The following is a 13,564-nucleotide window of genomic DNA, read 5'->3' on the forward strand; positions in this document are numbered from 1 at the left end:
GTTAACGAACCTAACAACTGTTAAAAATAAAACGAGAAATAGGATTGCTAACTCAAATATTAACTAAGCTTATAAAAAATTCTTAATTTAGTCTCACAATTTATTATATGAAGAACATTGTAGTAGAAGCAGAAAAATACGTTATAGCTTATTTAAATAGTAATTTAGATGCCTCATTTGTATATCATAACCTTGCGCATACGCAAAGGGTTGTTGGTAAAGTGAACGAACTTTTGGAAGAAGGTCCTTTAAACGAAACCGAAAAAGATCAATTGTTAGTTGCTGCTTGGTTTCATGATACTGGATTTACTAAAACTATCGAAGGGCACGAGCAGGAAAGTGTAAAAATAGCAACGGAATTTTTAAAATCTCAAAATGTTTCTGATAAAACTATTGAAAGCATTTCCGCTATTATTTTAGCTACTACAATGGGTTACCAACCTACTAATAAATTAGAGGGTTATATTAAAGATGCAGATTGTGCACATTTATCTAGTAAAAACTACCGCAAATACGCGTCTTTATTAAGAAAAGAATGGGAACTGACTTTAGGTAAAAAAGTATCTAAGACTGAATGGATAAAAGAAAATATTGCCTTTTTAACCAACCATAGTTTTTACACCGACTTAGCAACAAAGAAATGGGAAGGTCGTAAAGGGAAAAATTTAGCCAACCTTTTACAAAATCAAAATAAAGTAAAAGCAAATACAGAAAAATTAAAACAGAAAAAGGCAGAATTAAATTTTAAGAAAGCAAAGTTAGACTTACCAGATCGTGGTATAGAAACTATGTTTAGAGTTGCATTAAGAAATCACATTACATTAAGTGATATTGCAGACACAAAAGCTAATATTTTATTATCTGTAAATGCCATTATCATCTCGTTAGTCTTATCTAACTTAGTTTCTAAACTAGATAACCCTACAAACGAATATCTTATTTGGCCAACGTTCATTTTTACAATATTTACAGTTGTATCAATTGTTTTGTCTGTAATAGCAACACGACCGAATGTAACTAGCGGAAAATTCACAAAGGAGGATGTCGCTAATAAAAAAGTAAACTTGTTATTCTTTGGAAACTTTCACAAAATGAAACTTGAAGAGTTTGAATGGGCAATGGAGGAAATGATGCAAGACAAGGAATACCTTTACGGATCACTGACTAAAGATCTCTATTTCCTCGGTTTAGTTTTAAATAGAAAGTATAAGATTTTAAGACTGACCTATACCTTTTTTGCGATTGGGATTGTAGTTAGTGTAATATCGTTTGCTATAGCTTTTCAACTATCTGGCCAAGAATCTCCAATAACTACAATTGTAAATTAAGCTTTAATTTCTTTCATTAAATCTTCATAGGTATAAAACTCCTTGTCGTTTTTCGCTTTGTGATACAAAACACTAACTCGTATAGCTTTTAAACCTGTTACAGCCTGTAAATCTTGCAATTCTACAATTTCTACATCTGTATCTAGGTATTTTTTAGCCTGCAAGAATTTTACGTATTGTAAATACTCCATTTCGTCTTCTCTCTGAGAATAAACAATACTCAATTTACCTTTTTGAGTCACGCGTTCGTTGGTACCCTTTATAAAGGCTTTATCCACCCGTTTCTTTACAATTTCATATCTAGCATTGTATGTTCCATCAACATCAAATTGTTTTTCATCCATTCTAAAACTAATAGACAATGGCTGATTGAATACCAAAATCATCGACGCAACATCTAACGCTACTGGAAAATCTGGTTGCATTTGATAATAAGCATTCTCCATTTCTACCATCACTTGTAATTGCCATAACCTTAAATTATATAAGTAAATTGTATTAAAACTATCTTCTTTAGTTAAGGATTCACCGATATACATATTATGTTCTACACCATCAGTTTTAAAACGCTCAAAATAATGCGGATACATTTGTTGTGCTTCTTCTTGTTTAGTATCTAAAATAGAAGCCATTTCTTTATTTATAAGTGATATAGTATCATCGTATTGTTTTCTATGATGATATAAAGTATCTGCTTGCGAATTTATTTTTTCAAAATAGTTATCAATTTCTTCTTTTAATGCATCAACAGTGTACAAATGTTTTAAAACAGGCTCTACTTCCTTTTTAATAAAAACAGAAATTTGATGCTCACTATCAACCTGAAAATGAGAATCAACACTTTCTAAAAAGCTATCAATTTGATATATAAATTGTTCATAAATTGGAAGTGCTTCTAATTGAAAAGCATTAGACAAAACATTCTTTAATGCATTAAGTTGTAATGATAAATCTTTTTGAGTTGCCCAATTTCTAGCTTCTGATGACCCTTTTATGTCTATTTGACCGTAAAGTGGATAGATATTTTCAAAAGCAATTTTATTAAAATTAGTGTCTTTACCATTCATTTGGTCCTTAATAAATTGCTTCGCTTCTTTCTTAAATCTCCACTGTACACTAGAGTGTATTGATGTACATTCTTTTTGTATTATTGCTTCAATTAAATTAGACTCTTCATTTTTAGAACGTTCTACGGCACTTACAATAAAGGGCATAACATCCACCAATTTATTAGCATTGATACTATTTAAGATTTTAGGCTCGTTAGAAACAATCTCTAAAATACCCATTAAACCATCTTTATTAGCAATAGGCGCAAAAATGGCGCTTTTAATTCCTTGCTCATGTAAAACATTTATATGAGGCGCTTGGCCTTGTGACCGTTCAAAAGATTTATCTACATCAGATACTGAAAAATATTTAAACTCTTTTAAAAGCTTATTGTAAGACCACGTACATAAGGCATCTGTACAATTTTGACTTTCTAAATTATTTAGTAAATAACTATTCATGCCAACACCATAAATACGCTCAAAAACATCCTCTTCTGCATTGAAAGTTGAAAAACCAACTTTGATATTTTTAAGCCCAAATAAAGACTGAAAAATGTCATGAAAACCTTCCATAAAACCTTCACTTTTTTGTTGGGTCTCACCTATTAAAGTGGTCTTTACGTTAGAAATGGATTGATCGTCTGTAATATCAAAAATATTAGAAATCACGAAGCCTTTGAAAAGATAACTATTTGGCGGAAACTTCTTTTTCCACAGTTCTATATCTTCAAAATTATCTATTAGCTCATCATAATCTTGCTGAGTAATCTGTGGCGCGTTTTCTGTTGGAATAACTTCTGTAAAATCCGCGTTATACAACATTTTGTAGTAACGCATTACACCATTAGAATCTGGTATTTCATAAAAAAAAGGTCGTTTAAAATTTAAATTATAACCATAACAAAAATTTAAAATTATTGCACAAGCAAAAATATATTTTTGATCCTTAGGCATATTCTGAATTTCCAAATCAAAATTACTTCCGGCTGTATTTATAATAGACTTAAAACGCTCTGAAGAATTGAATGTAAAATTATGAAATGGAATAGATGCCGTTTTAATTTCATTTTTAGTTAATAATGGACTAAAAGCATCTTGGAGTAATCCTTCAATCTCTTTTTCATAAGTATTAAAGATTTCAAAATCACTAAATCCATCTCTTAAAATAGGATTTTTCTCTGCTATACTTAATACACGTCGTGCATTAGCAGCTATAAAATCATTATCAGCAGCTATTAAATTTTCATACTGATTAAGAAGTTTGTTGAAACTTATTTTTATTTCAAAAGGAGATTCTATGTTATCGTTAATATCCAAAAAAAGTAGTTTTTTTATATAGGCAAAGTTACAAATATTAAGAATAGACGTGTATCGAATTAATTTCTTACACCTTGTATTTAATTTAAAACAGTCTGCTATAAGGTCTAAAATCCTAATTGACCGTACGTCCAGTTAGACCCATCACTTATAAATATTAAAGTTTTACTAGTGTTTCCATTACCTACAGTAGTTGTCATATTTACAACTGATACACCTGCAGTACTATCACCAGCAAAAAACAACACACCTGCTCCGAACGTATAAATATAGGCATTTACAGTATCGGTTACATTTCTTAGAATATAAATTCTCCCTGGCACCACTGTAGCATCTGGTAATATAAATTCCTCACTACCAGTTGTTGGTGTTAAATTGATATAAACACCATCATCAATAGGTGTCGCAGATCCACTTGGTCCACCATTTACACTTACTACTTTTAATGATAAATTGCCGTTAATATCCAAGGTGCTTTTTGGGTCTGTTGTTCCTACACCAACTTGAGCATTGGCACCATTAAAACAGAGTGCCAATACTAATATTAGTATTACATTTTTCATAAGGGATAAAAAAATTAATTATTATTTAGTTTTTAGACTCAAAGCAAAACCGCCACCTTTGGCAAGCTTTATAGAGAGCTTTGACTCTTTATTTAGTTCAATTTTTTCAATTTTAAGATCTAGTGGATTATCATCCCAATGCGCCTTTTCGCCATCTTTATATAAAATAGCTTCGTAAGTTGTGTCACTATCTAAAAAACTAAAATCTAAATCTATAGTCCTAGAATTTTCATCTGTAATTCCACCAACAAACCAATTTTCTGTTTCTCGTTCTTGTCTTGCAATAGTCACATAATCACCTACTTCGCCATTTAAAATAAGAGATTTATTCCAATTAACACCAACATCTCTGATGAACTGCAAAGGTTCAGGGTTAGCTTCATAATGTTCTACTAAATCAGCAGCCATTTGCACAGGACTGTATATAACCACATAAAGTGCTAATTGCTGTGCGAGGGTTGTATTAACTTGATTGTCTTGTTTATATTCATCAAATTTAATATTGAAAATTCCAGGTGTATAATCAATTGGTCCTGATAACATTCTAGTAAACGCTACTATTGGCAAATGTTCTGGTGGATTGCCACCATCACTTGCCCAAGCATTAAATTCTTGACCTCGTAAACCTTCTCTAGATATAATATTAGGATACGTTCTTCGTAATCCTGTTGCCTTAATAGGCTCATGAGCATTTACAGCGACTTGATATTTAGCGGCTTTTATAGCTGCATTATTATATTGATTGACCATGTATTGTCCATGATGATATTCCCCTTTTGGTAGAATTTTACCTACGTAACCAGATTTTACAGCATGCATACCATATTTCTGCATCAAAGCATAGGCAGTATCTTGTTGTTTCTCGTAAGTTTCTGTTGCAGCAGAAGTTTCATGATGCATAATAATATCGACACCTTTTTCTTTTCCGTAACGTACAACCTCTGCAATATCATAATCTGGATAAGGTGTTACAAAATCAAACACACCTTCTCTGTCTTCAAAACCAATCCAATGTTCCCAACCAGTATTCCACCCTTCAACTAATACACCACCAATATTATTCTTAGCAGAGAAATCAATAAAATTCTTTACATTTTCTGTTGTAGCACCATGTTTTCCATGCGATTTCCCACCATCTGTCCATGTGTTCATATCTTGAGTCATTCCGTAATCCCATGAGGATTTCCCTAAATGCATTTCCCACCAAACTCCTGTGTATTTCATAGGTTTAAACCAAGATACATCGCCAAGTTTATTTGGCTCGTTAAGGTTCACTATAAGTTTAGATGCAATTAAATCTGGCGCATTGTCTGAAATTTGTATCGTTCGCCAAGGTGTATTAAAAGGCATCGTCTTTTTAACCTTGTAATCCCTATTTTCTGAACCAACCAAATTACTTATTAGGTTTAAGTTTTCGGTATCTACTTTTAAGGTCATACCTGAATAATCTACTAAAGCTGCCTCGTGAAAGCTAAGATGTATTCCATCTTTACCCACCATAGTGACTGGTGTATTAACTGCATTTTCTGGTATATAGGTCTGTGCTAGATTCTTGTGATTCTTAAATTGTAAGGCATCAATTGCTGATAGACTCGTGGTATTGTACAAATGCTCATAAATATCCCAATCTCCAGGAATCCAAAAGGTTTTATAATCTTCTGTAAGGTTAAACTCGGTGTTTTCTTCAGTTATAAAAACATCGTTTTTTAATCGTGCTTGTTCCGGAAATTCGTATCTAAAACCTATGCCATCATCATAAACTTTGAAAATAATGTGCAAAAAACGTTCTGGACTTGTTGTTTCTTGAAGTTCTATCTTTAATTCTGTATAATTATTTACAACCTCTGATTGTTCGCCCCAAGGCATTTGCCATGTTTCGTTGAATGTTGAAATATTTGAATTCTTAATAATGAAATTCTTATTAAAAGCTGGAATATTCTTAAACTCAAAACCTAGATAAGACGTATCTACAATAGTCTCATTATTAAATTTTACCATATAAAATGGTCGACCTTCAGAATTAACATTAAAATCTACCAATACTTTTTCGTTTGGCGATGTGATTTTTGTAATTCGTTTTTCTTCTGAATTACAAGAGAATAATACCAATGCAATTGCAAATATTGAAATGTAGTTTTTCATGCTGTATAAAGTTTTAGACCAACTAATATTAATGCTAACTGAGCATAATCGCAGTCGGCACCTCATAGGTTCGTTTTTTTTATTTTATTACTTTACTAAGAGACTTGCTAGGTTTTAAAAACCTTCTAAGTCTATAATCCATAACTACAAGGCTTTTGAAACCTAGTAGGATAATAAATAGATTATTTTTTTTCTATCAGTACGACTTCAAATTCTGAGTCTATTGTAATCTCACCATTTTCTACTGTTGCCGTTTTGCCTGAATATGTATCATTTAAAACATCTCCTTCTTCAAAAATTTTAGAAACATCTATGACCTTCTTGCCTTTTTCTAAGTCTAACCCTATTAGCACTAAATCCTTAAAATTACCTTTCTGGTAGCTTCTATAAAAATAGTAAGGAGAAGACGTTATCATTTGGTGAGTACCTGCACCAACCGCAGGATGTTTTGCTCTAAATTGACCTAATTTCTGCCAATGTGTTAAAACTTCTTTTGTACGTTTCCTTTTGGCTATAGAATCCCAATTCATCATAGATCGCAATGTAGCATCTCCTTCTGTGTCCGGAACTATTAATGATCTTGAGGATTCGTCTCCATAATAAACTTGTGATGTTCCTGGCGACAATAAAAGTTTATTTGCAGTTTCGTAAGGCTTTTTTCTTTGGGCATCAAATGGACTACCATCATCATGTGAGCTGAGGTAATTTAATGTTCCAAAGTCCTTCAACTCATCATGTAAAATAGCATTATAATGTTTAAATAAGTCTTCGTAATCTTTATCCTTAGAATTATATTTAAATTCAAAATTGATGAGACTTTGAAAACTCGGTGGATTAAAATAATTGACCTTTCTATCGCCAAAATCAAACTCCTGGCCTGAGCTTACGCCATAATTGTATACTTCGCCAACAAGGTAAAAATTGTTGTCATCTAGTACTTTTTCGGCATTATTCTTTTTGTATTCTGCAAATGCAAAATCGCATTCTACTTTGAATTCTGTCCACACATATTCTTCGACATGTTTTACAGTATCTACTCTATACCCATCAACTCCAAATTCGGTAATGTAATCTGTTAACCATTTCATGATATAAAAACGTGGTGCTCTAGGATGGCCCGTTCTTTCAAAAAACGCATCGAGTTCTTTTACTTCTTGTTCGTAACGACCTTCGGCTTTCCACTTTTCTACTAACTGCGGTGGCAATTCTACATTTTCATTACTTTCTGTTCTAATATCAGGAAGATTTGCAACCAACGTACAGCTAATCGTATTATCATAATTATCGTAGGTACATTGCTTATCTGTTCTTACCCATTCTTCTGGCCAAACTGGATCTTTATCTGTAACAGGACCTGTATGATTAATAACGGCATCTAATACTATTCTAATACCTCTTGCATGTGCTTCTTTTATTAACTCACGCAAATCTTCTTTGGTTCCAAAATTAGGATCAATACGAGTCCAATCTTTTGTCCAATACCCATGAAAACCATAAGATACTCCTGTTCCTTCATCTGTTCCTCCATGGATTTGCTCAACAATTGGAGTCATCCAAATTGCGTTAATACCTAATTTTGTAAAATAACCTTCTTTAACTTTTTGAGTAATCCCTTTTATATCACCTCCTTTAAAACCTCTAAGCTTACCAGTTTTTCGAGTTCTATTAAAATTTACATCATTAGATTGATCTCCATTATTAAATCTATCCGTGAGTAAAAAATAAAGATTTGCGCCTTCCCAAACAAAAGGTGTTTCAGTTACTTCTGCTGACGCATCCATACTGCTTCTGTTATCTTCTGCTTTATTTTTACAACTCAAAGTGATTAGAATTATCGTGAATAAAATTAGTTTTTTCATTGTTGTTTATAAATTTATAGAAACTATTATGTCTTGTCGTTTTAATTTTCAATTTTCAAAATAAACGACTCTAAAGGCTTAATATCAATTCTTACATTGGCCTTTCCATCTTTTACTTTTAAAGTTGAAGCGTACGTATTGTATAATTGATCTTCAACGTTGTATTCTCCATCTTTTAGTTGTAATTTTTGAACTAGATCTTCTGGTAACTGCAACTCGAATCCATAGGTGTTATCTGCATTGAAATTTGAAATGACAATTAGTTTTTCATCACTACTCCAACGAACAAACGATAAAACTTTATCGTTATACCATTCTGTGTGTTGATGATTGTAATGTTGAAGATCTTGATAATTGCCCATCAAAGCAGAACTATTTATTGTGAAATTCAATAGACGTTTATAAAAATCACGAAGTTCATCTTCTTGCTTGGTTAATTGTCCGCCATTAAACTTTTTATCGTTTACCCAACGCACTAAACTAGGCACTGAGCCATAATCGAAAATTGAAGTTCTTGTTGGATCTCCAAAACCTAAATCCTCTGCACCAGGTTCACCAAATTCTTGCCCAAAATATATCATTGTTGGTGCAGTAGATGATGTTGCAGAAACCACCATGGCTGGTTTTCCTTTTTCTGCGCTACCAGCAAAATCTGGACTAGCAATTCGTTGCTCATCATGGTTTTCTAAAAAATGAAGCATATGATGTTCAATATCACCTAAATCATTTAAAATTGGTGGAATATTGTCTGTACTTCCGTGACCTTGCATTACGTGTTTAAGGGTATCATAGAGCTGAACTTTATCATATAAATAATCCATTTTACCACGTTTAATGTAATCTCTATACAAACTTGGGTTATAGACCTCAGCTAATAAAAAGGCTTCTGGGTTTTTCATTTTTACATGAGAGTTCATATAACTCCAAAATTCAACTGGCACCATTTCTGCCATATCGTATCTAAAACCATCAACACCTTTTGCCGTCCAATACAACGCAATATCCTTAAATTTAACCCAAGAACTTGGTACGGTTTTATCTTTCCAAAATTCGTAATGCTTTTTGTAATTTTCGTTTTCAAAACCAGCAGGTAATTCATCAAAATCTTTTCTACCTTCTGGACTAATGCCGTAATTTACTTTTACAGTTTCATACCAGTCATTAATATCTGGTTGTGAAGCTCTAGATCCATTACCTGTCCATTTTGCAGGGATTTCTTCAAACTTACTATCTGCTAAACTATTTTTTTCTCCACCTAAGGGTTGGTAACCATGTTTCCATTCTGGTACTGTAAAAGCTTCTCCTGGATTGTAATAAAAGTTATTATTAACATCGTACGTTTTTGTTTTATCATCCTCTGCTCCAAAATCTGTTGATCCTTCAGGATTAGTTAAACTTTGATAATTACGAGCCACGTGATTAGGAACAATATCGATAATAACTTTTAAATTTACCTTGTGAGAACGTTCAATTAAAGCTTCAAATTCTTCGAGTCTGTTTTCAACATTTACAGCTAAATCTGGATTTACATTGTAGTAATCTTTTACTGCATATGGCGAACCTGCTCGACCTTTTACAATATCTGGATCATCATTAGAAATCCCAAATTGTGAATAATCCGTAATCACATCATGATGTGGAACTCCTGTATACCAAATATGTGTTACACCTAAATCCTTTATTTCTTTTAAAGCTTTAACCGTAAAATCATTAAACTTACCTACTCCATTTTCTTGAAGTGTTCCCCAAGGTTTATTAGTGGTATTCGTGTTTCCGAATAAGCGAGTAAAAACTTGATATACGACTTCTTTTTTCTTCATATTAATTTTTGTTTCTTTGGACTCTAAGGGTGTTTTTATTTCATTCTCACATCCAAAAATGCTGAATACAGCTATTAAAATAATACTTTTTCTTATAATTTTCATTTAAACTACTTTTTGAGTTTAACAGTTACAACTGATGTTTCACTTGAATTTCTTTCAATAGGAATTCTTAAAGTTTTAGAACTCTCCGACCAATCAAAAGATGAATACTTACCAACCTTTATACGCTTGGGTTTATGTTCTAAACCATGAATTGTTAAATAAAATCTACGCGATTTTGGATTGAAATTTTTTCCTATTTCATTACTAATTTTAAATTCTAATGTTGAACCCTTTACGTTCATATCTAGCTTTAAAATTTCATAATCATTATTTTTTATGGTCTTGGCAGAAACACCATCATCTGTATAAATCTGTTGACTGCTAGATAGCACGCTGGCATCATGATAATATTCAATCTTATACATGGAGTCATCATAATTATCAGTAGTTTGAATAATTGAAAGATTGGGAATGAAAGCACCAGCTCTAATGTAAGTAGGTATAGAATTTTCATTTAACTCTATTGTTTTTATTTGTCCTCCTTTTATTTTTTCATCTGTATAGAAATCAAACCAAACATTATCTTTTGGAAAATAAACTTCCTGCTCTGTAATTTTTGGTTCTAAAACTGGCGACACCAATATATCATTTCCCCACAAATAGGCTTTTGAATAATTAAACAAATTCTTATTCGTAGGTTCTTCAAAGAACAATGGTCGCATTAAAGGTTTACCTAATTGGCTATTTTCATAAACTAAATTATAATTGTAAGGCAATAATTTATAACGTAATTCTATAGCTTGCTTGGCTAATGCTTTGGCATGTTCACTCCTATAAATTGGCTCACTTGGCACATCTTCTTGTGCATGAGGTCTAAAAATAGGATTGAAAACACCATATTGTAACCAACGCACATACAATTCATCATCTAAATTTGCACCAGCAAAGCCACCTAAATCACTATGCATATATGCCAAACCTTGCATACCCATTTGTAATGCAATTTCTGGTTGCGATTGTAAACCTCCCCAAGTTCTGTTAACATCTCCAGACCATGGAATCATTCCATAGCGTTGTGAGCCAGAATAACCCGCTCGCATTAAAATAAATGGTCTTGTATTTGGAAAATCGCGCTCATAACCTTCATATACTAATCTTGCCCAATCGTGTCCGTATATATTATGAACCTCGTTAGCAGATCCTGTTTTGTGCATTACCCAATCTGGATGTACTTCTGGCTCTCCCAAATCTCCCCAAACACCTGCAACACCTTTATTAGCCAAATCTTTATAGATATTCCAAAACCATTTTTCACCATCAGGATTATATATATCAATGAGTCCAGTGTTGCCAAAGTAGAAATCGTATTTAGCCGGATTTCCCATAGCATCTTTTGCTAAGATTCTATTTTGAACAGCTTCATCCCATTTATTTGATGTTGTTAAAATAAATGGCTCCGTAATAGTTATAGTTTTTACGCCTTTGTCGTTTAAGCGTTTTACCATGCCTTCAAAATCTGGGAAGGAATCTCTAAAAACTTCCAAATTCCCCATAGTGCCTTTTAACTCTTTTCCAAACCAATATAAATCTAGAATAATAGCATCTACCGGAATTTTTTCGTCTTTAAATGTCGCAATGGTCGTCTCCACTTCCTTTTGAGAATGATAACCAAAACGACTAGAAAAATTCCCTAAAGCCCAACGCGGAAGCATAGGTTGCTTACCTGTTAAATCTGTATAATTATTAATTAAATTTAACCATGAATCTCCAACGATGACCTGATAGGTTTTTCTACCAGATATAGTTTCATAAGTTAAGGTGTTATCACTTTTACTATCCAAGTCTAAAAATCCTATTGGTGCATTATCAAAGTGCAACATGTATTGTTTAGATGATACCACAATTGGCATTGTAAAATTCATTAATTCACTATGGGTTTCATAACCATAATGTGCTCTATTGTATAGTTGAAGTCGGTTTCCACGACGATTCATACCTAAAGCTCTTGCGCCTCCGCCATATAATACTTCATCTTTTGTAAGGTTAAATTGAATGGTTTCTAAACTGTCATTTTTCACATAACCTTCTTTTTCTGAAACAATAAATTGATTTTTATAGTAATATGAAATTTGAAATGGGCTCTTTGTAATTGTTACATATAAGCCCTTTGTTTTTAATACAACATCATTACCTCTATCAGTCATCTCAAAATAAGAACCATAAGGTTTTGCTACAACAGCATGAGATTGTGATTTATAATAATCACCTTTTGGAACAAAAGTGGTTTCAATAATATTAGAAGAATATGGCCTTATCAAATAATAACCATCATTGACTTCTATCTTTAAATCTAGTCCTTGTTTTACAGCACTTTTAAAAACACGATTTGTATTTTGGGCCGATAAACAGGCAAAAGAAAAAAGAATTATTATTGATAAAATTAATTGCTTCATAATTTAGTCTTTACCTAACAAAAACATTAGTGGTTGATCTAATCTACTATTCCAAGAATTTTCGGAATGATCTGTTCCTTCAAAAAATAAATTTTTAGAATTTTCTTGGGTGTAGCCTTTTGATTTTAATATGTCATTTACCCTTGGCGCATATTGCGGATAATGCTCGTCTAAGGTTTTATTTCCATAATCAAAATACAACCTGTATCCACCAGCTTGTGGTAAATTAGCGTCCATATATTTAAAAATAGCTTTAGGATACGGATTATTCTCCATTGGCATTGCACCTGGCCAATGCGTAGATAAACATGCTGCACCACTAAAAACTTCAGGATACTCAGAAATGGCATACATAGACATTAATCCTCCCATACTAGAACCCATTACAAACGTGCTTTCTGTCTCAGGATTCACAGCATACGTTTTATCTATTTTTGGCTTCAATTCTTCTACAATAAATTTTAAATAATTATCGCCATTTAGTTTAAAATCCTTTGAACCCGAAAGATCTTTTAAGCTGTCCTTAGTGGCTTCGTTTATATAATCGAAGGCCTTTTGAGGAAATAAGTCTTGCCAACGTAGTTTTGAAATATTATGAACAGCAACTACTATAAAATCCTTAGTTTTCCCTTCTGACATTAATTCTGAAGCCCATTCATCTACTTTCCATTCTTGTTTATTCCAAGTTGATAATGAATCGAATAACATTTGACCATCGTGCATATAAAGTACATCATAAGTTTTGTTTTCTACATAGCTTTCTGGCAGCCAAACATCTACTGGTCTTGGTGTAATATAGTTAGATGGAAAACTATCTATTCTATGGATTTCGCCTTTATAAAGTCTTGCGCTTTTTAAATGCTGAAAATTTAAAGGTGCATCAACACTGTCTATTTCTAAAGTATTCACTTCTTGACTTTTTGTTTCATTTTTACATGAAAACATAAATAAACTAACACTCAATAGTAGTAAAACACTTTTCATG

At 32.4% G+C, this 13,564-nt stretch carries 8 protein-coding genes; 1 reads left to right on the forward strand and 7 read right to left on the reverse strand.

Annotated elements, in window-relative coordinates:
- Positions 1 to 107 precede the first annotated feature (107 nt).
- Positions 108 to 1,328, forward strand: coding sequence for a Pycsar system effector family protein (locus Q0891_RS12675; RefSeq protein WP_299102149.1), 1,221 nt, complete (start codon positions 108 to 110; stop codon positions 1,326 to 1,328).
- Here Q0891_RS12675 and Q0891_RS12680 read toward each other — a convergent pair.
- The 7 genes from Q0891_RS12680 to Q0891_RS12710 all read right to left on the reverse strand — a co-directional run bounded on the left by Q0891_RS12680 (position 1,325) and on the right by Q0891_RS12710 (position 13,563).
- Positions 1,325 to 3,697: a GAF domain-containing protein gene (locus Q0891_RS12680; protein WP_299102150.1), complete on the reverse strand. Its 2,373-nt coding sequence runs from the start codon at positions 3,695 to 3,697 to the stop codon at positions 1,325 to 1,327. The genes Q0891_RS12675 and Q0891_RS12680 overlap by 4 nt on opposite strands.
- Positions 3,698 to 3,804: 107 nt before the next feature.
- Positions 3,805 to 4,260 (reverse strand): hypothetical protein, encoded by a 456-nt coding sequence (locus Q0891_RS12685; RefSeq protein ID WP_299102151.1) that lies wholly within the window; start codon positions 4,258 to 4,260, stop codon positions 3,805 to 3,807.
- A 21-nt stretch (positions 4,261 to 4,281) separates the two neighbouring features.
- On the reverse strand, positions 4,282 to 6,402 hold the full coding sequence (locus Q0891_RS12690) for a glycoside hydrolase family 97 protein (RefSeq protein WP_299102153.1): 2,121 nt from the start codon (positions 6,400 to 6,402) through the stop codon (positions 4,282 to 4,284).
- Between the two features lie 182 nt (positions 6,403 to 6,584).
- On the reverse strand, positions 6,585 to 8,261 hold the full coding sequence (locus Q0891_RS12695) for an alpha-amylase family glycosyl hydrolase (RefSeq protein ID WP_299102154.1): 1,677 nt from the start codon (positions 8,259 to 8,261) through the stop codon (positions 6,585 to 6,587).
- 41 nt (positions 8,262 to 8,302) lie between these two features.
- Complete coding sequence (locus tag Q0891_RS12700; RefSeq protein WP_299102155.1) at positions 8,303 to 10,186, reverse strand: alpha-amylase family glycosyl hydrolase; 1,884 nt, start codon at positions 10,184 to 10,186, stop codon at positions 8,303 to 8,305.
- 5 nt (positions 10,187 to 10,191) lie between these two features.
- The gene (locus Q0891_RS12705) at positions 10,192 to 12,579 is read right to left on the reverse strand and encodes a TIM-barrel domain-containing protein (RefSeq protein ID WP_299102157.1); all 2,388 of its coding nucleotides are present in this window, start codon (positions 12,577 to 12,579) and stop codon (positions 10,192 to 10,194) included.
- Between the two features lie 3 nt (positions 12,580 to 12,582).
- Positions 12,583 to 13,563, reverse strand: coding sequence for an alpha/beta hydrolase-fold protein (locus Q0891_RS12710; protein ID WP_299102158.1), 981 nt, complete (start codon positions 13,561 to 13,563; stop codon positions 12,583 to 12,585).
- Between the last annotated feature and the right edge of the window lies 1 nt (position 13,564).

The sequence above is a fragment of the uncultured Winogradskyella sp. genome, from assembly GCF_947498005.1.
Taxonomy (GTDB): Bacteria; Bacteroidota; Bacteroidia; order Flavobacteriales; family Flavobacteriaceae; genus Winogradskyella.

What these genes read in the sequence shown, in the direction of transcription:
- Q0891_RS12690 (WP_299102153.1), bottom strand. Translation starts at nt 6,402, where the DNA reads ATGAAAAACTACATTTCAATATTTGCAATTGCATTGGTATTATTCTCT.
- Q0891_RS12685 (WP_299102151.1), bottom strand. Translation starts at nt 4,260, where the DNA reads ATGAAAAATGTAATACTAATATTAGTATTGGCACTCTGTTTTAATGGT.
- Q0891_RS12705 (WP_299102157.1), bottom strand. Translation starts at nt 12,579, where the DNA reads ATGAAGCAATTAATTTTATCAATAATAATTCTTTTTTCTTTTGCCTGT.
- Q0891_RS12700 (WP_299102155.1), bottom strand. Translation starts at nt 10,186, where the DNA reads ATGAAAATTATAAGAAAAAGTATTATTTTAATAGCTGTATTCAGCATT.
- Q0891_RS12675 (WP_299102149.1), top strand. Translation starts at nt 108, where the DNA reads ATGAAGAACATTGTAGTAGAAGCAGAAAAATACGTTATAGCTTATTTA.
- Q0891_RS12695 (WP_299102154.1), bottom strand. Translation starts at nt 8,261, where the DNA reads ATGAAAAAACTAATTTTATTCACGATAATTCTAATCACTTTGAGTTGT.
- Q0891_RS12710 (WP_299102158.1), bottom strand. Translation starts at nt 13,563, where the DNA reads ATGAAAAGTGTTTTACTACTATTGAGTGTTAGTTTATTTATGTTTTCA.